This window comes from Pseudonocardia alni, from assembly GCF_002813375.1.
GTDB classification, from domain to species: Bacteria; Actinomycetota; Actinomycetes; order Mycobacteriales; family Pseudonocardiaceae; genus Pseudonocardia; species Pseudonocardia alni.
In genome coordinates this window covers 1,503,443-1,527,991 of sequence record NZ_PHUJ01000003.1, presented here as the reverse complement: position 1 = coordinate 1,527,991, position 24,549 = coordinate 1,503,443, and the positions used below count along the sequence as shown (strand labels likewise).

The window sequence follows — 24,549 nt, the reverse complement described above, 5'->3', positions numbered from 1 at the left end:
GCCGCGTCCTCCCGGGACGTCCCCGGGGCCCGCCGGGCCGTCTCGTGATGATCCATCTCGGGTAGCTCCTCGCCGTCGAGTGCGTGCGCTGCCGGTCCGCCGGCCGGTGGTGCACGACGGCACGTTGCGCGGACCAACGCACAAGCTAGACCGCACTCGATCAGAAGTGAACACTTTCGCTCGAATTCGAGACCGCTCGGTGACCTCGGAGCGCCAGGGGGCCGGGTCCCGACACGCACGGTCGACCCTTGCCGCACGTTCGGTTGTGTTGCATTCTGTGCGGGTGAAGCCCCGACGGTGTCCGGCCCGGACGCGATGAGCCTGCTCGCCGAGCAGCGGCGCGAGGTGATCGTGGAGCAGGTCCGCAGCCGCGGCGCGGTGCGGGTGTCCGAGCTCGCCGACCACCTCGGCGTGTCCGAGATGACGGTGCGCCGCGACCTCGACGTGCTGGCCCGGCGACGCCTGGTGGACAAGGTGCACGGCGGCGCGACGGCCGTCGGCGAGCACACCACCTCCGAACCCGGGTTCGCCGCGAAGTCGGTGTGCGAGCTGGAGGAGAAGGACGCCATCGCCGCCGCGGCCGCCGAGCTGGTGCCCCCCGGCGCCGCGATCGGCCTGTCCGCGGGCACGACGACCTGGCGGCTCGCCCGGCTGCTCGCCGCGGTGCCGCGGCTGACCGTGGTGACCAACTCCGTCGCCGTCGCCGACGCGTTCCACACCGGTGGCGCCGACGCCCGCGGGACCACGGTGATCCTCACCGGGGGCGTGCGGACGCCCTCGGAGGCCCTGGTCGGCCCGGTCGCGATCACCGCGCTGCGCTCGCTCAACCTGGAGACGGTGTTCCTCGGGGTGCACGGCATGAGCGCCGCGGCGGGCTTCTCCACCCCCAACCTCACCGAGCGCGACACCAACCGCGCCCTCATCGAGTCCGGCAGCAGGCTCGTGGTCGTCGCCGACCACACCAAGTGGGGCACCGTCGGGATCTCGACGATCGCCGAGCTGTCCGAGGCCGACGTGCTCGTGACCGACTCCGGTCTGGCCGACGCCGACCGGGCGGTCCTCGAGGGCGAGGTCGACCACGTGATCATTGCGCGCCCCGGAAGGTGACGTACGTGCAGAAGGTGCAGAAGCTGACCACCCGGATGGCCGACGGCCGGGAGATCATCTGGTTCGACGGCCCCGACCACGCCCCCCGCGATCCGGCAGGCCTGGTCGACGCCCGTGACCTCCCGCGGGTCGTGCCCGCCTCGCAGCTGCGCTACGACGCCCTGGCCGGGGAGTGGGTGACGATCGCCGCACACCGGCAGGACCGCACCTACAAGCCGCCGGCCGACCAGTGCCCGCTGTGCCCCAGCCGCGACGGCCGCCACACCGAGGTGCCGGGCCCGGAGTACGGCGTCGTCGCGTTCGAGAACCGCTTCCCGTCGTTCGGGTCGGCGCCCGGCGCGCCGCTGCCCGAGCCGGGCCCGGTGCCGCAGGCGGCGTCGGGCCGGTGCGAGGTCGTCTGCTTCACCGACGACCACGACACCCCGTTCTCCCGGCTGACGCCCGACCGCGCCCGCCTGGTGCTGGAGGCGTGGGCCGACCGGACCGCCGAGCTGGGCGCCCGGCCGGGGGTCCGCTACGTCTTCCCGTTCGAGAACCGGGGCGCCGAGATCGGCGTGACGCTGTCCCACCCGCACGGCCAGATCTACGCCTACCCCTACGTCCCGCCGTTCCCGCAGCGGATGCTCGCCCACGTCGCCGCGCACCGTGAGGCGACCGGGGAGAACCTGTTCGACACGCAGCTGGCCGCCGAGCGGGCGGGGGAGCGGGTCGTCGTCGCGGGGGAGCACTGGACGGCGTTCGTGCCGCAGGCGGCGCGCTGGCCGGTCGAGGTGCACCTGTACCCGCACCGTCCGACCCCGGACCTGCCCGCCCTCGACGAGGCCCAGCGCGCCGAGTTCGCGACCCTCTACCTCGACGTGCTGCGCCGCCTCGACGCCCTCTACGACGACGAGCTGCCCTACGTCGCGGGCTGGAACCAGGCCCCGGTGCTGGAGTCCGACGGTCGCTCCGACGCCCGGCTGCACCTGCGCCTGCACTCGATCCGCCGGGCGCCGGGGAAGATCAAGTACCTGGCGGGGTCGGAGTCCGGCGCGGGCGCGTTCATCTCCGACGTGCTGCCCGAGGCGGTCGCGGAGCGGCTGCGCTCGCTGTAGCCGGGGGCGGACGGCGTGTGCAGGAACACGCGGTAATCCGTTGTCCGCGCGCGTTCAGAAGCGCGCGTCCGGCGGATCTGCGCACGGAACGCGGATCATCGAGCGGGCCGTGGACCGCACGATTGCTCCGCCCCGACGTGCGTCGAGGCCGGTACCCCTCCCCAGGGGCACCGGCCTCGGAACTCGGTGACGCGGTCGGTCAGACCCGGACCGCGTTGTGGAACGGCATCGCGTCGATGTCGGAGTACTTGACCGGCTCACCGCTGGTGGAGGCGTGGAGCACCTTGCCGTTGCCGGCGTAGATGCCGACATGGCTCACCGGGGAGTAGAAGAACACCATGTCGCCGGGCTTGAGCTGGCTCTTGGAGACCGGGGTGCCGTCCATCTGCGACTGTGCGCTGGAGGTGCGCGGCAGGTCGACGCCGATCTGCTCGAACGCCCAGACCATCAGGCCGGAGCAGTCGAACGCGCTCGGGCCGGTGGCGCCCCACTTGTAGGGCTTGCCGAGCTGCTGCTTGGCCTGGGCGAGCGCCTGGGCACCGTCCGAGGAGCCGGTCAGGCCGCCGACGATGTCGCCGAGCCCGCCGCCGTCACCGTCGTCGTCACCGCCGCCGCCGTTGCGGGCGGCCGCCTCGGCGGCCTTCGCACGGGCCTCGGCCGCCTTCGCCGCGGCCTCCTTCTGGGCGACGGCGGCGATGCGGGCCGCGTCGGCCTTCTCGAACGCCTGCGGGACCGACGCGGTGACGTGCTCGAAACCGCTGGTCAGGGTGGACGCGGCGTCGCTGGTGCCGGTGCCGCCGTGCTCGGAGCCCGCGGCCGGGACCGACAGCTTCATCGTGGCCTCGTGGGCCGCGCCGGTGAGGTCCATGTCCGCGGAGGTCTCGGGGGACTGCTCCGGCGAGCTGAGCGCCGACACGACGCCCATGACCGCGGTGGCGCCGACCAGCGTGGCCGACATGGTCGCGACGACCGCGCGCGGGTGACGCCCGAGCGGCCCGGTGTCCGAGGTGCCGCCGAGCAGGCCGATCGCGGTCCGCGAGGTGACGCCGGCGGGGGTGTCCTGCGCGTCGCGGGTGATGACGGTGTCGCCGCCGGACGCGGCGGGGAGGCCGGTCGCGGGGGTGTCGATGCGCTCCAGCTCCGGGCCGGGGGCCTCGGAACGGCGGGCTCGGCGGCTGCCGGGCGCGGGGGTGTCGAAACCGGCCTCGGAGTAGCGCGCGAGCAGGTCGGCGGCGGAGATGCCCGCGCCGGCGTCGCGGTCCCGGCGACGCCGGGGGACGTCGCTCTCGGGTGTATGGAGGTCCGGGGTCAGTGCAGTGGTCATTCGGGGGTCCTCGCCACCCCGGATCCGCCCCGGTCCTCGTGACCGGACACGGCTCCGCCCGCTGCGTGCTGGGTGGGCGCCAGGGGGAGTGTCGGCCAGCGGGGAGCGGGGGACCGACCAGGCGCACCAGCCGACATCTCGTCGACCAGCCAGGAGCGACCGTAACCGCTCCGTGACACGGACACCGAGCGGGCTCGCCGGGTGTGCGGCGAACGGCCGGTCCGGAGCGACCCACGCACCGGACCCGCGTCCAACGGTGGGTGCGGTGCGCCGTTCGGGTCGTACGGTCGGTGTGCTGCGCCGAACGGTACGTCTGAGGCGGTGACGCGGTGCGCACCGTGACCGGGACGGCCCCGGACGGACCAGCCCCCTCACGAACCCGGCACGCCCGCCGGCGACGCCCGGGCGGCACCGCGTCCGGTGACTGCGCCGGGAGGCGGTCCGGGCCGTGGCGGACGGAGCAGCACGCGGGAGGCGTCCCGTGCCTGGTGAGCGCGGGTACCGGGTGCTCTGCGACGATCGGGGGGCGTGCCGGCCGTGATTGGTGCGGCGTGCACCTGCCGGCTCGACGCCGGGGTCCGGTGCCCGGGGCGGACCCGGTGCGGCGCAACGTGACGTCGGCCGCACACGGTGAACCGGGCGGCGGTCCGCGACGTAGGCACATGGGGACACGTCTGCGAGCGGACGGGTCCCGGGGCCGGACCACCGACACGGACCCACCGACGAGGACCCACGACCCGGGAGGTCGCAGCAGTGCCGGAGCGAGCAGGCGGCCCCGTCTGGGTGGGCGAGCTCGTCCACCACCGTGCCGTGCACGGCACGGGTCGTGGGGCCGGTGACCTCGTCGTCCCGCCGCGGTTCGGCTCGGCCCGGCTGCTGGTCACCGACGGAGGCGTCCCCGTCGGGCAGGCCGAGGTCCCGCTGCACGAGGGCCGGGCGCGCGCCGCCGACCTGGCCCGGGCCGCCGCGGCCGTCGCCGGGCGTGAGCCGCCGGGGGAGCCTGCGGTGTCGGCCGAGCCGCTCACCGTCGTGGTCGCGACGCGGGGGCGGCCGGAGAGCGTACGCCGCTGCCTGGCCGCGTTGCTGGCAGGCGACCACCCGGACGTGACCGTGCTCGTCGTCGACAACGATCCGCCCGACGAGCGCACCCGCGAGGTCGTCCGTGACTGCGCGGACCCGCGGGTCCGCTACGTCCGCGAGCCGCGCCGCGGTGTCTCGGTCGGGCGCAACCGCGGCCTCGCCGAGGCCCGCACCGCGGTCGTCGCGTTCACCGACGACGACACCGAGCCCGACCCGCGGTGGGCGTCGCGGATCGCCGGGTCCTTCGCCGAGGACCCCGGTCTCACCGCGCTGAGCGGGCCGGTGCTCGCCGCGCGGCTGGAGACGCCCGAGGAGCGGGCCGCCGACGTCGCGCTGGCCTGGAACAAGGGCTTCCTGCCGCGCCGGTTCCGGCTCGACGACCCGCCCGCGGACTCCCCGGTGTTCCCGTTCTCCCCGGGCCTGTTCGGGATCGGGGCCAACCTGGCGGTGCGTGCCGAGCCGGTCCGTGCGCTCGGCGGGTTCGACGAGGCGCTCGGCCCGGGCCGGCCCACCCGCGGAGGCGAGGACATCGAGCTGCTGGTCCGGATCGTGCTCGACGGCGGCACCCTGGCCTACCTGCCCTCGGCCTGGGTGTGGCACCACCACCGGCCGTCGCCGGGGGAGCTGCGTGAGCAGATGGGCGGCTACGCGCTGGGTCTGGGCGCGTTCCTGGGCAAGGTCGCGCTGGATCCGCGGGCGCGCCGGCTGGCGGTGCGCCGGTTCCCGGCCGCGCTGGGGCGGCTGCGCGACATCGTGCGCCGCGAGTCCTCGACGCCGGCCACGGTCGCGCGGGCCCGGCAGGAGCCCGCGCCCACCGCGGTCGGCGCGCCCGGCCCGACCCCGGGTCCGGCCCCGATCGCGACCGAGGAGCGCCCGGCGCCGCAGGACGTCGCCGCGCTGCCGGGCGGCGCGGGCGCCCGCAAGCTGCGCGGGCTGGTGTCCGGTCCGGCGCTCTACCTCCAGGCGCGCCGCCAGGTGCAGGCCGAGGGTGGGACGACCCCGCCGCTGACCGGCCCGGCCCGGCCACTGCGGCGGCGCTGACCGCCCTCCGGGCCCGGCGGACCCGCCCTCCGGGCTCCACGGACCCGCCACTCGGGCCCGACGGCCCGGCGCCGACCCCGGTCACCGGTCCGAGGGCGGACCGGAGCCCCGGATCAGGTCCCGGTCCAGCTCGGGGTGCCGCCTTGCCCGAACCCGGCGACCGTCGTGCGGAAGTCGGTCGAGCCGTAGACCCGGTCGACCACCGCGGTGTCGTCGGCGGACCGGTCGTCCAGCAGCCGCTTGGTCGCCCAGACCGTCAGCGGTGCGCCGGTGGTGAGCCGCCCGGTGAGCGCATCGAGCCCCGCGTCGAGGTCGTCGACGACGGCATGCAGGAACCCTGGCACCCGCGCGGCCTCCTCGGCCTCCAGCATCCGCGCGGTGAGCAGCAGGTCCGCGGTCAGCGGGCGGCCCAGGGCCTCGACCATCAGGTCCAGGGTCCGCGCGGACAGGCAGTTGCCCAGCGTGCGGGCGATCGGCACGCCGAACCGGGACCCGGGCGTCGCGATGCGCAGGTCGGCCGCGCAGGCGATGCCCAGCCCGCCGCCGACGCAGTACCCGGCCACCGCGGCCACGGTGGGCACGCCGACGGCGCGGACCCGGTCGAGCACGGCGGTGACCCGGCGCTCGTAGGCCACTCCGTCGGCGCCCGAGGTGAACGCGCGGAACTGGCCGATGTCGGTGCCCGCGGCGAAGGCCCGGCCGCCCTCGCCGCGCACGACGAGCGCCCGGACCTCCGGGTCGGCGTCGGCCCGCTCGCACGCGGCCACCAGCCCCTCGTACATGCCCCAGGTCAGGGCATTGCGCCGCTCGGGACGGCGGAAGGTCACGGTGAGCACCCCGGCCGCGAGCTCCGCGGTCACCTCCGGGCTCACGCGTGGCCCCCGCGGGCGGGGTCGGACAGCTCGGCGAGGACGTCGTCGGTCGCCGCGCCGAGCGGGGGCCCGGCGGTGCCCCGCCGCGCGGGGGTGCGGGAGAAGCGCATCGGCGACCCCAGCTGGCGGACCGCGGGCAGGGTCGGGTGCGGGGCGTCCCAGAAGAAGTCCCGGCCGGTGAGCAGCGGGTCGGTGAAGACCTCGTCGTAGCCGGCGATGGACGCGCAGGGGACCCCGGCCGCGTCGAGCGCGGCGAGCACGTCGGACGACGACCGGGTACTCGTGACCGTCTCGATGCAGTCGATCAGCGCCACCCGGTTCGCCAGCCGCGAGCCGGGGTCGGCGAAGCGCGGATCGCGCTCGAGGCGTTCCAGCCCGAGCGCCGCGCACAGCGACGTCCAGAGCCGGGTGGTGTTCGCGCCGACCGTCACGTGCCCGTCGCGGGTGCGGACGGCCTGGTAGGGGGCGTAGCGCTGGTGGGCCGAGCCCTGCCGCGCGGGCACCTCCCCGTCGCCGAGGTACATGCCGGCCTCCCACACCGCGAGCGAGACCCCCGACTCCAGTAGCGAGACGTCGATGTGCTGACCGGTTCCGGAGCGGTCCCGCTCGCGCAGCGCCGCGGTCACCGCGAGCGCCACGTAGAGCGCGGTCACCAGGTCGCAGACCGGCACGCCCACCTTGACCGGGTCGCCGTCGGGCTCCCCGGTCACGCTCATCAGCCCGCTCGCGGCCTGCGCCATGATGTCGAGCCCCGGCCGTGTCGCGGCCGCACCGTCGACACCCCAGCCCGACGCCGAGGCGTACACCAGCTCCGGACGGCGGTCGGCCAGGGCCTCGTAGCCGAGCCCGAGCCGGTCCATCGCGCCCGGCCGCAGGTTCTCCACCACCACGTCGGCGCGGTCGACCAGGGCCAGGAACGCGGCGCGGCCCCGCTCGTCCTTGAGGTCGAGGACGACGGACTCCTTGTTGCGGTTGAGCCGCAGGAACGGGGAGCTCTCGCCGTCGAGGAACGGGCCCGCGGACCGGGTCGGGTCGCCGGTGCCCGGCGGCTCGACCTTGACCACCCGGGCCCCGAGGTCGGCGAGCTGCATCGTCGCGAACGGCGCGGCCATGAAGGCCCCCACCTCCAGTACGAGCACTCCGGTCAGCGGTGGGTCGGTCTGCATCGGCAGCCCTCCGGGGTCGTCGGCATCGGCCGTGATATACGGTATACGGAAGTACGGGAGAGGTGGGTGCGGTGACGGCGGTGCACGCGGGTACCGGTGGCCGGATCGTCGCGCCGCCGTCCATGGCGGAGCTGGCGACCGACGCCCTGCGCGCGATGATCTTCTCCGGCGAGCTCGCGCTGGGGGAGCGGCTGGTCGAGGCGCGCCTGACCGAGCGGCTCGGGGTCTCCCGCCCGCCGCTGCGTGAGGCGCTGCAGACGCTGACCCACGAGGGCCTGGTCGTCGCGCACCCGCGGCGTGGCGCGACCGTGCGCACGCTGACCCGGCACGACGTCTACGAGATCGTGACCCTGCGCGAGGACCTGGAGGCACTCGCCGTCCGCCTCGGCGTGCCGGTGCGGGTGCCCGAGCGGCTGGAGCGCTGCCGGGCGGCCCTGGCGGCGTTCGAGGAGGTCGGCCGGGCCGGCGACGAGAGCCGGTTCCTGCACCACAAGTTCGAGTTCCACCTGTCGCTGGTCGCACTCGCCGGGCACTCGCGGCTGACCGAGGCCTACCGGGCGCTGTCGTTCCAGATGCAGCTGTGCATGGCGATGAACCGCACCGCCCGTCGCGAGTCCCTGCTGGAGAACGTCGAGCGGCACCGCGAGCTGCTCGCCGTGGTCGAGGCGGGCGACCCGGAGGTCGCGCAGCGGGCCCTGACCGAGCACGGCCACACCTCGTTCCTGCTCGACCTCGTCGACCGGCTCGACGGCGGCACGCCGGAGTCCGAGGAGTGGCTCGCCCGCCGGCGTGGGGCCTGAGCTCCGGTCGGCGCTCACGCGAGCGTCCCGCCGATGCCCTCGGCGGCGGCCCGCAGCAGGGCGGCCGCCTCGGCGACACGGTCGTGCCCGAAGCGGTGGATCGGTCCGGACACCGACAGCGCCGCCGGGCTGGACACCCCGGCGAGCGGGACGGCCACGCAGAACACGCCGACCTCCTGCTCCTCGGCGTCCACGGCGAACCCGGCCCGGCGGATGCGGTCGAGCTCCTCGAGCAGCCGGTCGGGGTCGACGACGGTGTGGCCGGTCGCCGCGGGCAGCCCGGTGGAGCCCAGCAGCCGCCGGGCCGCGGGCGCGGGCAGCTGGGCGAGCAGCGCCTTCCCGACGCCGGTGCTGTGCAGCGGCACCCGTCGCCCGACCTCGGTGAACGTGCGCATCGAGTGCGGACCGGGCACCTGCGCGGTGTAGACGGCGCGCTCCCCGTCGAGCACGGCCATGTTGGCGGTCTCGCCGAACCGCTCCGCCACCGCACGCAGGTCGTCCCCGGCGCGCACCCCCAGCACCCGCGACGCCCGGTCCCCGAGCCCGATCAGCCGCGGCCCCAGGGTGTAGCGGCGGTTGGTGACCTGGTGGGCGTGGCCGAGCTCGCGCAGGGTCGCGACGATCCGGTGGATCGTGGGCTGCGGCAGGTCGACGGCCACGGCGAGCTCGCTGATCGACAGCTCCCCGTCCGCCTCGGCCAGCACGTCGAGGATCCGGAAGGCCCGGACGACGGACTGGACGCCGCCGCCCGGGCGTGCTCCCGTTCCCGGCACCGGATCAGCCCCAGCCGGGGACGACGAAGATCAGCCAGCTCAGCAGCGGTGCCACCGCGCACATGCTGAAGCCCCAGATCATGAGCCCGCGGAACACCCGGTCTGTCTGGTCGGCCGGCGCGTTCGCGACGACGAGCGCCCCGCTGGTGGAGAACGGCGAGGAGTCCACCACCGACGACGACAGCGACAGCGCGATGATCAGGCCGACCGCGCCCACCTCGCCGGCGAGCAGGAACGGCACGGCCAGCGGGATCAGGGCGCCGAGGATGCCGGTGGTCGAGGCGAACGCGGACACGATCGCGCCGATCAGGCAGATGATGATCGCGGCCAGCAGCGGGGACCCGATCGTCGTCACGAGGGTGCCGAGCCAGTCGATGGTGCCGACCCGCTCCATCAGCGACACGAAGGTCACGATCCCGCAGATCAGCAGTACCGTCGGCCACGCGACCTGCCCGACGGCCGCCTTGGCCGACGACGGCGAGATGATCGAGAGGACCGCGGCCACGGTGAGCGCGGTGAAGCCGACGTCGAGGCCGAACGCGAGTGCGCCGACGGCCAGGGCGACCAGGCCCAGGATCGTGAACACGTGGTCGCGTTCGAGCGGGCGGTGCGGCTCGTCGTCGTCCGGGCCGACCGGCTCGGCGGCCCCGGACCCACCCGACCCGGCCCCGCCGGTGACCGTCCGTGACCGGCCGTGCGGCACGGCGCCGCCGCCCAGGGCGAGTGAGGTGCCCGGCTCGGCGGCCACGGCGACCCGGTCGTCGCCGGCGCCCGAGGATCCCGCGGCATCCCGGGAACGGCGGAGCAGTTCCCGCCCGCCGAACATCAGGAACACGACGATGCTGAGCGCGAGATTGAACACGAACGACGAGAAGAACAGCAGCCCCGGATTGCTCGGCAGGTTGTTGCGGGCGACGACACCGTTCACGATGCTGCCGAAGATGCTGATCGGCGAGAAGCCGCCGGCGCTCGCCCCGTTGATGATGAGAAGGCCCATCAGCATCGGGTTGATCTTGTAGCGCTGGGCGAATCCCATGCCGATCGGCGCGATGATGGCGACCGCGGCGGGGACGACGGCGCCGACCGCGGTCAGGACGGCGGTGACGCCGAACATGACCCACGGGATCAGGGCGATTCGGCCACCGACGGCCCGTACCGCCAGCTGGACCAGGCGATCCACCGTCCCGTTGCCCTTGGCGATGGCGAACAGCAGGGTCACGCCGACGAGGATCACGAACAGGTCGCCGGGAAACCCGCCGACGATGTCGTCGGTGTCCTCCCCGACGAACGCCGTGCCGACGACGAACGCGGCGACGAAGGCCAGCGCGCCCATGTGGACCGGGAGGATCGTCGCTATCAGGAACACCAGGGCGAGTGCCACGATGGTGATGAGTTCGATGGACATCGTTTTCCTCTGGGGTCGGCACTGACGCAGACAGGAACTGATGACGCGGTCCGCGCGACGTCGCCGGGCCGCATTTTCCGCAATGCGGAAAACGAATTCGATATCCCGAGTATCAGCAGGATCACACACGCCCGTCAAGCGGCGTCGATGCCGCCCGACGGAGTGTGGGAAGGCGCTGCAGCACCCTCTCGACGGCAGACTGTAGACGGTATACCGTCATCAGCGCGAGACCCGGATTCCGCCATCCGGAACCATCGGTCACCGAGCGTGGAGAACCTCATGACGTACGCAGCCGGTCGGCACTTCCTGCAGATCCCCGGCCCGACGAACGTGCCGGACTCGGTGCTGCGCGCCATGTCGGCCGCGACGATCGACCACCGCGGTCCGGACTTCCAGGCGCTGGGGACGGAGCTGCTGCGCGACGTCCGCCCGGTCTTCGGCACCACCGGCCCGGTCGTGATGTACCCGGCCACCGGCACCGGCGCGTGGGAGGCGGCCCTGGTCAACACCCTGAACCCGGGGGAGACGGTGCTGTGCTTCGAGACCGGGCACTTCGCCACGCTGTGGCAGGAGATGGCGGGCCGGCTCGGGCTCCGGGTGGACCTCGTGCCCGGCGACTGGCGGCACGGGGCGGACCCCGCCGTCGTCGCCGAGCGGCTCGCCGCCGACACCGGCCGCCGGATCGCCGCCGTCTGCGTGGTGCACAACGAGACCTCGACCGGTGTCACCAGCCGGGTCGCCGAGATCCGCGCCGCGATGGACGCCGCCGACCACCCGGCCCTGCTGCTGGTCGACACCATCTCCTCGCTCGGCTCGATGGACTACCGGCACGACGAGTGGGGTGTCGACGTGACCGTCGCCGGCTCGCAGAAGGGGCTGATGCTGCCACCGGGGATGAGCTTCAACGCGATCAGCGCCAAGGCCCTGGAGCGCTCCCGCACCGCGACGATGCCGCGCACCTTCTGGGACTGGGGCCCGATGCTCGCGGCCAACGAGCGCGGCTTCTTCCCCTACACCCCGAACACCAACCTCATGTACGGGCTCAAGGAGGCGCTGCGCCTGCTCCACGACGAGGGCCTGGAGAACGTCTTCGCCCGCCACACCCGCCACGCCGAGGCCACCCGGGCCGCGGTGCGGGCGTGGGGCCTGGAGGTGCTGGCCCTCGACGAGCGCGAGTACTCCAGCGCGCTCACCGCCGTGCTCGTCCCCGACGACGTCGACGCCGACAAGGTCCGCGCGGTGATCCTCGACCGCTTCGACATGTCGCTGGGCGCCGGTCTCGGCCGCCTCGCCGGGCGGATCTTCCGGATCGGCCACCTCGGTGCGTTCAACGACCTCACGCTGGCCGGGACCCTCGCCGGTGTCCAGATGGGCCTCGGTCTCGCCGGGGTGCCGGTCGCGGGCTCCGGCCTCGACGCGGCGCTGGAGCGGCTGCAGACCGACTGACCCGCCCCGACCGCCCCCGCACCGTCGCGAGAGGACGCCCCCCATGACCGCCGAGCTGACCCGTCCCGCCACCGCCACCACCGCCGTCCCGGGTCTGGAGGAGACGCTCCGGTCCCGGGTGACCGGCGAGGTCGCCTTCGACGACTACAGCCGCCACCTCTTCTCCCGTGACGCGAGCATGTACGCGATCACCCCGCTCGGAGTGGTCTTCCCCCGTACCCACGACGACGTCGCCGCGGCCGTGCGCACCGCGGCCGAGTTCGGCGTGCCGGTCGTCCCGCGCGGTGCCGGCACCAGCCTGGCCGGCCAGACCGTCGGACCGGGGCTCGTGCTCGACCTGTCCCGGCACCTCAACCGGATCGTCGAGCTCGATCCGGTGGCGCGCACCGCCGTCGTCGAGGCGGGGGTGGTGCAGGACCAGCTCAACCGGGCCGCGGCCGCGCACGGGCTCATGTTCGGCCCGGACACCTCCACGAGCAACCGGGCCACGATCGGCGGGATGATCGGCAACAACTCCGCGGGCAGCGGGTCGCTGACCTTCGGCATGACGATCGACCACGTCCGCGCGCTCGACGTCGTGCTGTCCGACGGCTCCACCGCCCGGCTGGAACCCGTCGACGCCGACGAGCGCCGCCGTCGCGCCGCCGCGGACACCCTGGAGGGCGCCCTCTACCGCGAGCTCCCCGCGCTGGTCACGGAGAACGAGGACGCGATCGCCGCGGGCATGCCGCTGTTCTGGCGCCGGGCCTGCGGCTACCGGCTGGACCGGCTCGCGGGCTTCGCGGAGTCCGGGACGTTCGACCTGGCGACGTTCGTCGTCGGCGCCGAGGGCACGCTGGTGCTGGCGACCCGCGCCGTCGTCGACCTGGTGCCCAAGCCCGCGCGGACGGTCTACGCCGTCGGCCACTTCGACACCGTGCACGGCGCCATCTCCGCCACCGCCGACGCGCTGAGCTGCGATCCGCACCAGGTCGAGATGATGGACAGGACCATCCTCGACCTGTCCCGACGCAAGATCGAGTACGCCGACCTGGGCAACCACCTCGTCGGTGACCCGGCCGCGCTCCTGTTCGTCTCGTTCTCCGGCGACGACGAGGCCGGGCTGGTGGCGAAGCTGCGCGCACTGGCGGCGCTCTGGGAGCGCCACGGCCACGGCTACCACACCCTGGAGCTGGTCACCCCCGCCGAGCAGGCCGCGCTGCTCAAGGTCCGCAAGTCCAGCCTCGGGCTGCTCATGGCGGCGGGGGAGGGCACCCGGCGCCCGCTGGCCTTCGTCGAGGACACCGCGGTGGCCCCCGAGCACCTGGCCGAGTACACCGCGCGGTTCAAGCAGATCCTCGACGAGAACCGTCTCGAGGCGGGGTTCTACGGCCACTGCTCGGTCGGCTGCCTGCACATCCGCCCGTTCGTCGACCTCACCGACCCGGCCCAGGTCGCCACGATGCGCCGGGTCGCGGAGCGGATCAAGGACCTGGTCGCCGAGTACGGCGGCGTGAACTCCTCCGAGCACGGCGACGGGCTGGCGCGCTCGGAGTTCAACCGCGAGATCTTCGGCGACGAGCTGTACGAGGCGATGCGCCGGGTCAAGGCCCTGTTCGACCCGGGGAACGTCATGAACCCCGGCAAGATCGTCGACGCCCCGTCGATGACCGAGAACCTGCGCGACCGCGACGCGCTGCCGCCCGCCCCGCGGCTGACCACGGCGCTGTCGTTCGAGGTGATCGGCGGCCCCGGCGCCACCGGGATGCGCGACGCCGCCGACCGCTGCATGAACATCGGCCTGTGCCGCAAGACCACGGCCGGGGTGATGTGCCCGTCCTACCAGGTCACCCTCGAGGAGGAGCACTCCACGCGCGGCCGGGCGAACGCACTGGTCAAGGCGCTGTCCGAGCCGGACCCGGCCGCCGGGCTCGCCGACGGGCGGCTGCACGAGATCCTCGACCTGTGCCTGATGTGCAAGGCCTGCAAGAGCGAGTGCCCGATGGGCGTGGACATGGCCTCGCTCAAGGCCGAGGCGCTCCACCAGCAGCACGCGGTGCACGGCACGCCGCTGCGCTCGCGGCTGTTCGGTGCGATCCGCACGCTGAACCGGCTCGGGTCGGCGACCGCGCCGCTGTCCAACCTGCCCGGCCGGGTCGGGGTGCTGCGCCGGCTCGCCGAGCGGACGGTCGGGATCACCGCGCGCCGCCCGCTGCCGCGCTTCGACCGGGACAACCTGGTGCGGTGGTTCCGGCGTCGTGACCCCGCGCGGGCCGCCGCACCGGCCGGGACCGTCGTGTGGCTGGCCGACTCGTTCACCACCTTCACCGAGCCGCACATCGGGCGGGCCGCGATCGGCCTGCTGGAGCGTGCCGGGTGGCGGGTCGAGCTGGCCGGCGGCGGCTGCTGCGGCCGGTCCAGCCTGTCCAAGGGACTGCTCGACGACGCCCGTCGCAAGGCGACCGGCCTGGTCACCTCGCTCGCCCGGGACACACCGGCCGACGCGCCGATCGTCGGCTGCGAGCCGTCGTGCGTGTTCACCCTGCGCGACGAGACCCTCGCCCTGCTCCCGGACAGCGCCGAGGCCCGGTCGGTGGGCGAGCGGGTCCGCCAGGTCGAGGAGCTGCTCGTCGAGGCCCTCGACGACGGCCGCCTGGTCCTGCCGGAGCGGTCGGCGCTGAGCGGGCGGCGCGTGGTCTACCACGGGCACTGCCACCAGAAGGCCGAGGTCGGGACCGCGGCGACGCTCGCGCTGCTGCGCCGCATCCCCGGGCTGGAGGTCTCCGAGATCGACTCCGGCTGCTGCGGGATGGCAGGCTCGTTCGGCTTCGAGGCCGAGCACTACGCGACCTCGATGGAGGTCGGCCGGGACCGGCTGCTCCCGGCGATCGAGGCCGAGTCCGCCGACACCCTGGTCGCCGCGACCGGCGTCTCCTGCCGCCAGCAGATCTTCCACGGCGCCGGGCGCACCGCCTGGCACCCGCTGGAGCTGGTGCGCGAGGCACTCGGCCCGGCCGGGACGGTGTGAGCGGATGCGACTGGTCCGCTACGACTCCGGCCAGGGCCCCCGCACGGGGCGGGTCGAGACCGGCGGCGACGGCGACGTCGTCCGCGAGCTGGGCCCGTCCGGGCCGGGGGCGGTCGCCGGGCGGCTCGCCGAGGTCGTCCTGCTCGCCCCCTGCGACCCCCGCACCATCGTGTGCGTCGGGAGCAACTACCCCTGCCAGCTCGCCGAGAAGGGGCGTCCCCGCCCGGAGCGGCCCGCGCTGTTCCTCAAGGCGCCCAACGCCGTCGTCGGACCGGGGGAGCCGGTGCTGCGCCCGGCCGGGGTGGAACGGCTGGAGTACGAGGGCGAGCTCGCGGTGGTGATCGGCCGCCGGGCCCGTGACCTGGACGAACGCACCGCCTGGTCGCACGTGCTCGGCCTGACCTGCGCCAACGACGTCACCGCGCACGACTACCGCGCCGATGGGCAGTGGGCGCGGGCGAAGAGCGCGGACACCTTCTGCCCGCTCGGGCCGTGGATCGAGACCGAGCCGGGCGCGGGGCCGTGGGGGCTGCGGACCACGCTGAACGGCCGCACCGTCCAGGAGTCCGACACCGGGGCGATGATCTTCGACGTCGCGCGGATCCTCGCCCACGTGACCCGTTGGATCACGCTGCAGCCCGGTGACGTCGTGCTCACCGGCAGCCCCGGCGGGGTCGGGCCGATGACCGCGGGGGACCGGGTCACCGTCGAGATCGACGGCGTCGGGACACTGGAGAACCCGGTCGCCGAGCGGCCCACGCCCGTCGTGCACTGAGCCGGCCCGGCGCGGACCGCCGCAGCCGGCCCGGCTCAGCCCCGGCCCACCGGCTCCGGCGTGTCCAGCTCGGCGGGAGCGGGCGCGCCCGCCACCCCGGCCGCGCTGCGGTAGACGTCACCGAGCCGGACCGCCCACGGTGCCGCCGCGAACCGGTCGAGGAACCGCCGCCGGGCCCCGGCCCCGAGCCGGGCGCGCAGGTCGGCGTCGCGGGTCAGCCGCACCAGCTCGTCGGCGATCCGGGTGGCGTCGACCGGGGCCAGCAGGCCGGTCTCGCGGGTCACGATCTCCGGGATCCCGCCGACCCGCGTCGCGACCGCCGGGGTCCCGGTGCCGTGGCCGAGCAGCAGCATGCGGGGCATCGTGTCGTGCCGGGTCGTGTGCAGCTGCACGTCGGCGGCGCGGAGCAGCGCGACCGGGTCGGTGCTGCGGCGGAACGTCACCCGGCCGGACAGCGCCTCGTCGGCGGCGACGCGCGACTCCAGCCACGGCCGCAGCGGCCCGTCGCCGCCGAGCACCACGGTGAGCGGCTCGTCCGGTCCGATCCCGGCGACGGCGTCGAGCAGCATGTCCTGCCCCTGGCCGCGGCGCATCGGCGCGACCGAGACGGCGACGACCTCGTGGTCGTCCACGCCGAGCCCGCGCCGCAGCCGCTCCCGCTCCTCGGGCGTGCCCTCGCCCGGGTCGGCGGCGCCGTCCGGGATCACCGACAGGCCCTCGGTGGACCCGGCGGCGCGGCGGTACCAGTCGCGCTGCAGGGCTGACGTCGCGATCGTGCGATTCATGAACCGTTTGCGCGCCAACGTCTTCGCGGTCCGCCGGAGCTGGTCGCCGCGGTCGGCGGGGTGCTCGTGGATGTGGTGCAGCGTGGACACCGCGGGCACCCGCAGCCGGGCCGCGGCGGCGGAGCCGACGACGTCGGGCCGGGCGCCGTGGGTGTGCACCAGGTCGACACCGTGCTCCCGGAACGCGGCGAGGACCTTCAGCACGGCACGCGGGTCCCACGGCGCGACGTTCAGCTCGACCGGTGGTGCCCCGGCGCGGGCCATGCGCTCGGCGACGTCGGAGTGTCCGGAGGGGGCCAGCGCGACGACCACCACCCGGAACCCGGCGTCCGGGGCCGCGGCGGCGAGGTCACCGAGCGCGGCGGCGACGCCGCGGTCGTCGAGCGACTCGACGAGGTGTCCGATCGTCAGGGTCCTGCTGCTGTGATCGCTGGTGGGCACGGTGACGTGGCCTCCCGGGGTGGCGCTGCGGGGTCGGTCCTCGGCGGTCGGCCGGTGACCCGGTCGTGGCTCGCCGGTCACCATGACACTACCGAGTGACGACGTCGCGTGACGGGGTCGGACGCTGCGCGCATCGGGCGACACCGGGCGGGGGGTGCCTGCCGATCGGGGGAGTGCCGGGCAGCGCCCGGGGTCCGTTACGGTCACTCCGGTGCGCACGGTTCTCGTGATCGGGATCGGGGCCGGTGACCCCGACCACCTCACCCTCCAGGCGGTCCGCGCCCTGCGACGGGCCGACGTCGTGTTCGTCATCGACAAGGGGCTCGACGGCGGGGGGTCGCAGGACGACCTGCTGGCCCTGCGCACCGAGCTCCTGCGGCGGCACCGCCCGGACGGCGGGTACCGGCTGGTCACCGCGCCCGAGGTGGGCCGGGACCGCGGCACCGAGGTCGAGCGCGACGACGAGCGCTACCGCGACGTCGTCGTCGACTGGCAGGACCGCCGTGCCCGGCTCTACCGCGAGATGCTCGACGCCGAGCTGGCCGACGGGCAGACCGGCGCCTTCCTGGTCTGGGGCGACCCCTCCCTCTACGACGGGACGCTGCGCCTGCTCGACCGGGTCCTCGACGGCGCGGGGGAGCGGTGGTCGGTCGAGTCGGTCGCCGGGATCTCCAGCGTCGCCGCCCTCGCCGCCGCCCACCGGCTGATCCTCAACCGGGTCGGGCGCCCCGTCCTGATCACCACCGGGCGCCGGATCGCCGAGGGGATGCCCACCGACGTCGACGACGTCGTCGTGATGCTCGACGGCCGCACCGCCTTCGCCACGCTGCCCGACGAGCAGCGCCGTGAGCTGCACATATTCTGGGGCGCCTACCTGGGTACGCCCGAGGAGCTGCTCGTCGCCGGGCCGCTCGTCGAGGTGACCGACGAGATCCTGAAGGTCCGGGCCGAGGCCCGGGAGAACAAGGGGTGGATCATGGACACCTACCTGCTGCGCCGGGGTGCCGACGAGCGCTGACCGGCCGCGGGCCGACGACGAGGAGGTCGCATGCGCTACGCCGACGGACCCACGACCGAGGCCACCGCCCGGGTCGCCGCACCGCCCGAGGCGGTGTGGGAGCTGGTGACCGACCCGGCGTTCCTGGCCCGGGTGTCGACCGAGATGCAGCGCGCCTCGTGGGGCGAGGGTGACGAGCCGGGCCTCGGGGCCCGGCTGCACGGCCACCACCGCCACGACGCGATCGGGGAGTGGAGCACCGTCTCCACCGTCACCGGATGGGAGCCGGAGCGGCTGTTCGAGTGGACGGTCGGGCTCGGTGACGAGAGCGGGGCGACGGCCGTGTGGCGTTTCGAGCTCACCCCCGACGGCGAGGGGACCGCGCTGCGCCAGTGGGCCCGGATGGGTCCCGGGCCGTCGGGTCTCACGCAGGCGATCGAGCGGTGGCCGGACAAGGAGGAGCGGATCGTCGAGGGCCGGCTGCGGGAGTGGCGGACCGGGATGGAACGCAACCTCGACGCCGTCCGCGAGCGCCTCGGCTAGTTCCCCGTCCGGGGTGGCGGCCACGCGCCGGGACGTACGAGCGGTGGCCGTTCTGCGACGACCCGTCACTCCGGCGTCGCCCGCTCGTTGAACGGAGGGGGTCTCCGGCGATCCTGAGAACACGGAGGGTGTTCGTCGTAGATCGTTGAGCCGTTCGGTCCAGCCGCCCTGTCACTGGGCGTCCGGAGTCGACCCGTGATCGCCCGGGTCGCCGAGGTGCTCTCAGAAAAGCAACCTCGACGGGTCACCGTTTCGTAACGTCCCGAACCGGACGAGCCGGGTGACCCGGCCCGATCCGGCCGCTCCCCAGGGGTGCCCCCGCACCCCGGCCACGCCGGTGCCCGCGCCGTCCTCCACCGCTCCCCAGCACCCTCGCCCGCGGCGAGGCGGAAGGACCGCTCGAGATGGGCAAGCACACCCGGACCGGCCACCGTTCGACCGGCGTCGCCGCGGCGGTGGCCGCCGGCCGGCCCCTCCGCGGGCGGCGCAGGCACGCCGCTCCCTCCGCGGGCACCGCGCGCCGGATCGCCGCCCCCGCGACGCTCGCCGCGCTGCTGCTGACCACCGGCGCGACGACCGGGACGGCGTTCGCCGGCACCGGGTCCGACGACGGTTCCTCCGGCACCTCGGCGGACTGCCCGGACGGGTCCACCCCGGTGGGCGGCTCCTGTTCCGGCGGCTCCTCGGGATCCGAGTCCTCGTCGGGGTCCTCCGGCGGGCTGGGTGACCTCGTGACCGGGGCGGACGTCGTCGGCTCGGTGCTGGGTGCGGGCGGCCCGGGGTCGGGCTCCTCGGGCGGGGACTCGTCGGACCAGGGGTCGGGGACGACGAGCGAGACGTCCGGCAAGGAGTCCGGTGGCGACGACTCGGCCGGCAAGGACTCGGCCGGCAAGGACTCGGCCGGCAAGGACTCGGCCGGCAAGGACTCGGCCGGCAAGGACTCGGCCGGCAAGGACTCGGCCGGCAAGGACTCGGCCGGCAAGGACTCGGCCGGCAAGGACTCGGCCGGCAAGGACTCGGCCGGCAAGGACTCGGCCGGTAAGGACTCGGCCGGTAAGGACTCGGGCGGCTCGGACTCCGCAGCCCCGGCCGCAGGCACGACGGACTCCGGCAGCCCCTCCACCGGCCCGCTCGACGCGGTCCCCGGCCTCGGCGACCTCACGGACGGCCTCGGCAAGGGCGTCGACCTGAACACCCCCACGAAGCCCCTGACGTCGCTGCCCGACCCGGCGCAGACCCTGTCCGACGCCGGTACCTCGGTGCCCGGCGCCGGGCAGGCCGGCTCGCTGGTCGACACCGCGGTGGGCGCCGCGGGCACCGTCGTCGGCACCGACACCGGCAACAGCCCGCTGGCCGGCCCGACCGACACCCTCACCGGCCTCGGCGACGTCGTGCCGGACCTGCCGTCGGTCCCCGGCGTCACCGACGGCAGCACCGACGAGCTCCCTGACGTCCCCGGCCTCACCGCGGGCGGACCGCTGGAAGGCCTCAACGAGATCGCGGGCCTGCCCGACACCACCCCGCTGACCGGCAGGGACGGCCCACTGCCGGACCTGTCCGGCGTCGCGCGCACGGCGGGCCTGCCCGACTACTCGGGTCTCGGCGGCCTGCCGGACGTGGCCGGGGTCGTCGGCGGACCGAGCACCGGGCCCACGCAGGTCGACCTGGCGTCGAAGAACACCGACGGCGTGGCCGGGACCGCCACCGTCGACTCCGACACCGTCTCCGGCACCGCGACCGGCATGGACCCGGACGCCCGCTACGTGTCGTTCTTCTACGGCGCGACCTCCAGCGCCACCAACAACAACCCCTGCATCCTCGACGGCACCAACCCGCTGCCCGGCGGCCAGACCGTCGGCGAGTGGGAGGTCGACGAGAACGGCAACGGCACCCTGGAGGCGCCCAACCCGTCGGGGAACATGTACAAGCTCACCGGCGGCACCATGTCGATCCGCAAGGTCGAGCACGGCTTCGACAAGGCGACCGCCCCGCCGGTGAACCCGCTGTCGTACTCGCTGTCCAGCTGCGGTGCGATGGAGCGGATCTCCACCGCCGACCCGGTCACCGACGCCGTCCCGAAGCTCCCGACGGCGAACGTCCCCGGCACCCCCTACGTCTCCGGTCCGGGTCTGCAGGGCTGATCGACGCGCGGGCGGCGCGGCGCTGTGGTCGGATCGGTCCGTGCTCGGCAGCGCTCTGGATACCGTCCTCGACCGCACCCTGGTCCCCGGCTACTCACGGATCGGGTACCTGCTGCGGCGCCCGGGCTGGAGCGGTGACCGCGCCGACCCGCCGCGCGGCGCCCTGACCGGGCGCACCGCGCTCGTCACCGGCGCGGGCGGCGGGCTGGGGGAGGCGATCGCGACCGGGCTCGTCCGCCTCGGTGCGACGGTGCACCTGCTCGTCCGCTCCCGGGACAAGGGTGCCGCCGCGCAGGACCGGATCCTGGCCGCGGTACCCGGTCTGTCCCGCGACCGGCTCCCGGTGCAGGTCTGCGACCTGGGCGAGCTCGCGGACGTGCGTGCGTTCGCGACCCGGTTCGCCACCGAGGTCGACGCGCTGGACGTGCTGGTGCACAACGCCGGGCTGCTCCCGCCCGAGCGCAGCGAGACCTCCGAGGGAAACGAGCTGACCCTGGCCGTGCACGTCCTCGGACCGCTGCTGCTGACCCGGCTGCTCACCGACACCCTCGCGGCCGGCGCCGAGCGGTCCGGAGCCGACTCCCGGGTGATCATCATGTCCTCGGGCGGCATGTACGCCCAGCCCCTGCGCGACGACGACCTGCAGTTCCGCACCGGTGACTACGGCGGCACCGCGGCCTACGCCCGCACCAAGCGGATGCAGGTCGTCCTGACCGGGCTGCTCGCCGACGAGCTGGCCCCCCGGCACGTCACCGTGCACGCACTGCACCCCGGGTGGGCCCGCACCCCGGGCGTCACCGGGTCGCTGCCGCTGTTCGACAAGGTCGTCGGCCCCGTGCTGCGCACCCCGGCCCAGGGCGCGGACACCGCGGTGTGGCTCGCGGCCGCGCCGTCGTCGGCGGTCGGGACCGGCCGGTTCTGGCACGACCGCACCCCGCGCCCGGCGCACTACCTGTCGCGGACCCGGGAGACCCCGGCCCAGCGCGAGCGGTTCCGCACCGAGGTGGACCGGCTCACCGGCTGAGTCCGGGCGCCTCCAGGAGGGTGCGGGCGGCGCGCGTGACGTGGTCCAGCACCGTGTCCGGGTCGGCCCGCCCGACCGCGCCCCCGGGCAGCAGCGGCTGGACCAGGCTCAGCCCGAGCAGCCAGGTCAGGACCAGCTCCGCGCGCAGTTCGGCGTCGGCCCGGTCGGCGGCGCCGGCGGCCTGCTCGGCGAACGCCTCGGTGAACGCCCCGGCCAGCTCCACCCGCACGGCCGCGGCCGCCTCCGACGTCCCGGCCGAGCGCACGACCGGCCCGAACAGGTCGCGCTCGGGCCCGTCGCCGCCGTCGAGGATCGACCGCAGCAGGCGGGTCAGGAGCTCCTCCGGCGGGCCGTCGTGCAGCACGGCGAGGGCACGCTCGGCGGCGACCCGGGCGAACAGGGCGTCCTTGCTGCCGAAGTAGCGGAAGAGCAGCGCCTGGTTCACCCCGGCCCGGTCGGCGATCGCGCGGACCGAGGTGCGGTCGTAGCCGTGCTCGGTGAACAGGTCCGCGGCTGCGGCGAGCAGGGCGCGGCGGGTGCCGTCACCGGAACGGGCGGACGGGGCGGCGGTCACGGGGGAGTGCTCCTTCGTACGACGGGTGCGGCGCGGGAACCGGCCACGGCGGGTCCGGTGTCGGCGACCGTAGCGTCCGGGCGCCGGCGCATGGCGCGGCGCGACGCGGGGTACGCACGGTCGATACCGAACACCGCCCGACACATGGCCAGACCGAGGAGACCCGCGACCGATGGCATCCGCTTCAGGTGACGAGAACGAGTTCCAGCCGGAGGCGCCGGACATGGCGTCGGCGATGCAGCTGGACACCGACGAGGCGCTGACCGGTCCGTCGGACACCGACCCGCTGGACTCCGGCTACGTCCCGCCGGACCGCCCCTACGGCGTCGAGGACAACGCAGTGACCGCGGCGGGTCAGGAGGAGGGCGAGTCGCACGAGGCACGACTGGCCCGGGAGCTGCCCGAGGAGCTGCCCGAGGGAGACCCGGGCCGCTCCGGCCGGCTGACCGCCGCCGCCGACTCCGCGACGGGCGACCCGGCTGTCGACGGCGCCGGGACCGACGTGGGCGTCGACGGCGGCGCGGCCAGTGCCGAGGAGGCCGCCGTGCACGATGTCGACGAAGGCATCGTGCCGGTGGTCGACGAGTCACCGGTCGGGGACCCGGAGGTCAGCGACCAGCTCGCCCGCGACGCCGACCACGCCGACGAGGCGGCGGCCGACGCCGAGTGGGACGCCTCGACCGACCCCGAGTGGGCCGAGCAGAACAGCTGAGCGTCACCCGGCACACACGAGGGCCCCGGTACCGCGTCGTGCGGTCCGGGGCCCTCGTCGCGGGTGGGAGCGTGCGCTCAGGGGGTGGTGGGGCCCGCCGCGCTGCCGGTCAGCCGGGCGATGGCGCCGTCGAGGTCGAGGTGGTCGTGCTCCTCGCCGAGGTCGACGATCTCCAACGTCGAGTCGACGAACTGGGCCAGCAGGTCGCGGTCGACCTCCAGGACGGCGGACCCGCCGTCGGAGCGGATCTCGAGCTCGACGACGTCATAGCCGTCGATGCGCCGCGGCGCCATCCGGATGTCACCGATGCCGGTGGGCGTGGTCAGGCCCTCGATCACCAGGTCGCGGGCCACGAGCCACTCGATCCAGCGGTCGGACGACCGGCGCACCGAGAACGAGATCGCGAACGGGTCCGAGGCGCGGTACGCCCAGCGGCTCACGATCGGCGACGCCTGCCCGTGCAACACGGTGAAGACGTCCTGCTGGACCGACTCGCTGGCCATCGTGCTCCGCCTCTCCTGGACCCCCCGACCGCCGCGGTACCGCGACGGCCTCACACGGAACATCGTCGGAACGGGCCCGGACGCTGCACCCGGCGCCGGGTTTCACCCGTTCGCGCCAACTGTCATTCACCTCACGGTACCCAAGGCGCGCAAAGGGTGTAACGCGAGGCCGGGTTCCGGCGAGGGACGCCGTCCGGTACGAGACCTGGTGACGCAGGGTGCGTGCGGCCGACCGTCCCGTCAGCCGCGGTCGACGCGGTCGACCACCCAGATCCCGCCGGTGCCGGAGCGGACCGGCTGGGTGAGCCGGATCGTCGAGCGCTGCGCCGACCGGCCGTCGGTGGCGGCGTACACGCCGTTGCCGAGGCGGGTGACGGTCGGGTTCCGGTAGCCGAGCTCACTGCCGACGTAGGAGATCGTGACCTCCTCCGGGTCGAGCAGCCACGGGTCGCCGCCGGCGTCGGCCTGCTGCTGCATCCGCTTCGCGGTCGCCGCGTCGCCCGCGGGCCACATCGGCGACGCCGCCGCGGCGGCCCCCGGGGCGCCGGTGCGGCCCGGCCCGGTGCCGCCGCCGTCGGTGCCGCCGCGCCCGGGTGCGGGCGCGGCGGTCGTGCGGGACGGGTCGGCGGTGCGGCTCGGCATGGGGGGCGTCGTCGGCGTGGGCGTCGGGGTCGGTGTCGGGGTGGCGGTCGGCGACGTCGTCGGGACCGGCGACGGGGTGCGCCACGCCGCGGGCAGCTCGCCGTTGCCGCAGCCGGCCAGCAGCAGCACGAGGATCAGCAGCGCCAGCCCCACGAGCACGCCGCGCAGCAGCAGCCGCGGCCCGTACCGGCCCACCCGCAGGCGGGACACCGACACGTCGGGGGTCGGCACCTTCGGCAGGTTCGGCGCGGTCACGCGGGCACCTTACGATCACCGGCCCGCCCGGGCGGGCCGACC

General features: G+C 74.9%; 21 protein-coding genes. 12 read left to right on the top strand and 9 right to left on the bottom strand.

Features of this window, described 5'->3' with window-relative positions:
* The first annotated feature begins 315 nt into the window (after positions 1–315).
* Both ATL51_RS07920 and galT read left to right on the top strand, forming a co-directional pair.
* Entirely contained in the window at positions 316–1,107 is a 792-nt protein-coding gene (locus ATL51_RS07920) for a DeoR/GlpR family DNA-binding transcription regulator (protein ID WP_100880559.1), read from the top strand.
* Between the two features lie 14 nt (positions 1,108–1,121).
* Positions 1,122–2,201, top strand: a complete 1,080-nt coding sequence (galT, locus tag ATL51_RS07915) for a galactose-1-phosphate uridylyltransferase (protein ID WP_100880558.1) — start codon at positions 1,122–1,124, stop codon at positions 2,199–2,201.
* 199 nt (positions 2,202–2,400) lie between these two features.
* On the opposite strand, the gene ATL51_RS07910 is transcribed toward galT, so the two are convergent.
* Positions 2,401–3,525, bottom strand: coding sequence for a C40 family peptidase (locus ATL51_RS07910; protein ID WP_073574320.1), 1,125 nt, complete (start codon positions 3,523–3,525; stop codon positions 2,401–2,403).
* A gap of 753 nt (positions 3,526–4,278) precedes the next feature.
* On the opposite strand from ATL51_RS07910, the gene ATL51_RS07905 reads away from it, so the two are divergent.
* The gene (locus ATL51_RS07905; protein WP_157818267.1) at positions 4,279–5,646 is read left to right on the top strand and encodes a glycosyltransferase family 2 protein; all 1,368 of its coding nucleotides are present in this window, start codon (positions 4,279–4,281) and stop codon (positions 5,644–5,646) included.
* Positions 5,647–5,759: 113 nt separating this feature from the next.
* Here the strand turns inward: ATL51_RS07905 and ATL51_RS07900 are convergent, their stop codons facing one another.
* Both ATL51_RS07900 and ATL51_RS07895 read right to left on the bottom strand, forming a co-directional pair.
* Positions 5,760–6,518: an enoyl-CoA hydratase gene (locus tag ATL51_RS07900; protein ID WP_073574318.1), complete on the bottom strand. Its 759-nt coding sequence runs from the start codon at positions 6,516–6,518 to the stop codon at positions 5,760–5,762.
* Positions 6,515–7,684 carry a CaiB/BaiF CoA transferase family protein gene (locus ATL51_RS07895; RefSeq protein WP_100878177.1) on the bottom strand — a complete coding sequence of 390 codons (1,170 nt, stop codon included), beginning with the start codon at positions 7,682–7,684 and terminating at the stop codon, positions 6,515–6,517. The genes ATL51_RS07900 and ATL51_RS07895 overlap by 4 nt, the downstream gene beginning before the upstream one ends.
* A gap of 71 nt (positions 7,685–7,755) precedes the next feature.
* On the opposite strand from ATL51_RS07895, the gene ATL51_RS07890 reads away from it, so the two are divergent.
* Positions 7,756–8,484, top strand: a complete 729-nt coding sequence (locus ATL51_RS07890) for a GntR family transcriptional regulator (protein WP_374210250.1) — start codon at positions 7,756–7,758, stop codon at positions 8,482–8,484.
* 14 nt (positions 8,485–8,498) lie between these two features.
* Here ATL51_RS07890 and ATL51_RS07885 read toward each other — a convergent pair whose 3' ends face one another.
* Together ATL51_RS07885 and ATL51_RS07880 are read right to left on the bottom strand one after the other, a co-directional pair.
* Entirely contained in the window at positions 8,499–9,257 is a 759-nt protein-coding gene (locus tag ATL51_RS07885) for an IclR family transcriptional regulator (RefSeq protein WP_100878176.1), read from the bottom strand.
* 4 nt (positions 9,258–9,261) lie between these two features.
* Positions 9,262–10,662 (bottom strand): SLC13 family permease, encoded by a 1,401-nt coding sequence (locus ATL51_RS07880; RefSeq protein WP_100878175.1) that lies wholly within the window; start codon positions 10,660–10,662, stop codon positions 9,262–9,264.
* A 279-nt stretch (positions 10,663–10,941) separates the two neighbouring features.
* Here ATL51_RS07880 and ATL51_RS07875 point away from each other — a divergent pair, with 279 nt between their 5' ends.
* Genes ATL51_RS07875 through ATL51_RS07865 form a run of 3 tightly spaced genes read left to right on the top strand, consistent with a single transcriptional unit; the run spans position 10,942 to position 15,890 of the window.
* Positions 10,942–12,108, top strand: coding sequence for a pyridoxal-phosphate-dependent aminotransferase family protein (locus ATL51_RS07875; RefSeq protein ID WP_100880556.1), 1,167 nt, complete (start codon positions 10,942–10,944; stop codon positions 12,106–12,108).
* A 43-nt stretch (positions 12,109–12,151) separates the two neighbouring features.
* Entirely contained in the window at positions 12,152–15,115 is a 2,964-nt protein-coding gene (locus tag ATL51_RS07870) for an FAD-binding and (Fe-S)-binding domain-containing protein (protein ID WP_100878174.1), read from the top strand.
* 4 nt (positions 15,116–15,119) lie between these two features.
* Complete coding sequence (locus tag ATL51_RS07865; RefSeq protein WP_100878173.1) at positions 15,120–15,890, top strand: fumarylacetoacetate hydrolase family protein; 771 nt, start codon at positions 15,120–15,122, stop codon at positions 15,888–15,890.
* Between the two features lie 35 nt (positions 15,891–15,925).
* Here ATL51_RS07865 and ATL51_RS07860 read toward each other — a convergent pair whose 3' ends face one another.
* The gene (locus ATL51_RS07860) at positions 15,926–17,116 is read right to left on the bottom strand and encodes a glycosyltransferase family 4 protein (RefSeq protein ID WP_301548937.1); all 1,191 of its coding nucleotides are present in this window, start codon (positions 17,114–17,116) and stop codon (positions 15,926–15,928) included.
* 211 nt (positions 17,117–17,327) lie between these two features.
* On the opposite strand from ATL51_RS07860, the gene cobF reads away from it, so the two are divergent.
* The 4 genes from cobF to ATL51_RS07840 all read left to right on the top strand — a co-directional run bounded on the left by cobF (position 17,328) and on the right by ATL51_RS07840 (position 21,821).
* A complete protein-coding gene (gene cobF / locus ATL51_RS07855) occupies positions 17,328–18,134 on the top strand; it encodes a precorrin-6A synthase (deacetylating) (RefSeq protein WP_100878172.1) in 807 nt (268 codons plus the stop codon).
* A gap of 30 nt (positions 18,135–18,164) precedes the next feature.
* On the top strand, positions 18,165–18,656 hold the full coding sequence (locus ATL51_RS07850) for an SRPBCC family protein (protein ID WP_100878171.1): 492 nt from the start codon (positions 18,165–18,167) through the stop codon (positions 18,654–18,656).
* Positions 18,657–19,060: 404 nt separating this feature from the next.
* On the top strand, positions 19,061–20,797 hold the full coding sequence (locus ATL51_RS28060) for a hypothetical protein (RefSeq protein WP_157818266.1): 1,737 nt from the start codon (positions 19,061–19,063) through the stop codon (positions 20,795–20,797).
* Positions 20,798–20,837: 40 nt separating this feature from the next.
* Positions 20,838–21,821 carry an SDR family NAD(P)-dependent oxidoreductase gene (locus ATL51_RS07840; protein ID WP_208622943.1) on the top strand — a complete coding sequence of 328 codons (984 nt, stop codon included), beginning with the start codon at positions 20,838–20,840 and terminating at the stop codon, positions 21,819–21,821.
* Here ATL51_RS07840 and ATL51_RS07835 read toward each other — a convergent pair.
* The gene (locus tag ATL51_RS07835; protein WP_301548936.1) at positions 21,811–22,395 is read right to left on the bottom strand and encodes a TetR/AcrR family transcriptional regulator; all 585 of its coding nucleotides are present in this window, start codon (positions 22,393–22,395) and stop codon (positions 21,811–21,813) included. The two genes, ATL51_RS07840 and ATL51_RS07835, sit on opposite strands and share 11 nt — an antisense overlap.
* Before the next feature lie 172 nt (positions 22,396–22,567).
* On the opposite strand from ATL51_RS07835, the gene ATL51_RS07830 reads away from it, so the two are divergent.
* The gene (locus ATL51_RS07830; RefSeq protein ID WP_174565843.1) at positions 22,568–23,107 is read left to right on the top strand and encodes a DUF5709 domain-containing protein; all 540 of its coding nucleotides are present in this window, start codon (positions 22,568–22,570) and stop codon (positions 23,105–23,107) included.
* A 77-nt stretch (positions 23,108–23,184) separates the two neighbouring features.
* On the opposite strand, the gene ATL51_RS07825 is transcribed toward ATL51_RS07830, so the two are convergent.
* Both ATL51_RS07825 and ATL51_RS07820 read right to left on the bottom strand, forming a co-directional pair.
* On the bottom strand, positions 23,185–23,610 hold the full coding sequence (locus ATL51_RS07825; protein WP_062396127.1) for an SsgA family sporulation/cell division regulator: 426 nt from the start codon (positions 23,608–23,610) through the stop codon (positions 23,185–23,187).
* A 240-nt stretch (positions 23,611–23,850) separates the two neighbouring features.
* Positions 23,851–24,507 (bottom strand): hypothetical protein, encoded by a 657-nt coding sequence (locus ATL51_RS07820; protein WP_100878170.1) that lies wholly within the window; start codon positions 24,505–24,507, stop codon positions 23,851–23,853.
* Between the last annotated feature and the right edge of the window lie 42 nt (positions 24,508–24,549).

Excerpts from the sequence above, each read along its gene's own strand:
- ATL51_RS07910 (WP_073574320.1), bottom strand. The coding sequence starts at position 3,525 with ATGACCACTGCACTGACCCCGGACCTCCATACACCCGAGAGCGACGTC.
- ATL51_RS07920 (WP_100880559.1), top strand. The coding sequence starts at position 316 with ATGAGCCTGCTCGCCGAGCAGCGGCGCGAGGTGATCGTGGAGCAGGTC.
- ATL51_RS28060 (WP_157818266.1), top strand. The coding sequence starts at position 19,061 with ATGGGCAAGCACACCCGGACCGGCCACCGTTCGACCGGCGTCGCCGCG.
- ATL51_RS07875 (WP_100880556.1), top strand. The coding sequence starts at position 10,942 with ATGACGTACGCAGCCGGTCGGCACTTCCTGCAGATCCCCGGCCCGACG.
- ATL51_RS07865 (WP_100878173.1), top strand. The coding sequence starts at position 15,120 with ATGCGACTGGTCCGCTACGACTCCGGCCAGGGCCCCCGCACGGGGCGG.
- ATL51_RS07880 (WP_100878175.1), bottom strand. The coding sequence starts at position 10,662 with ATGTCCATCGAACTCATCACCATCGTGGCACTCGCCCTGGTGTTCCTG.
- ATL51_RS07825 (WP_062396127.1), bottom strand. The coding sequence starts at position 23,610 with ATGGCCAGCGAGTCGGTCCAGCAGGACGTCTTCACCGTGTTGCACGGG.
- ATL51_RS07830 (WP_174565843.1), top strand. The coding sequence starts at position 22,568 with ATGGCATCCGCTTCAGGTGACGAGAACGAGTTCCAGCCGGAGGCGCCG.
- ATL51_RS07870 (WP_100878174.1), top strand. The coding sequence starts at position 12,152 with ATGACCGCCGAGCTGACCCGTCCCGCCACCGCCACCACCGCCGTCCCG.
- ATL51_RS07850 (WP_100878171.1), top strand. The coding sequence starts at position 18,165 with ATGCGCTACGCCGACGGACCCACGACCGAGGCCACCGCCCGGGTCGCC.
- ATL51_RS07895 (WP_100878177.1), bottom strand. The coding sequence starts at position 7,684 with ATGCAGACCGACCCACCGCTGACCGGAGTGCTCGTACTGGAGGTGGGG.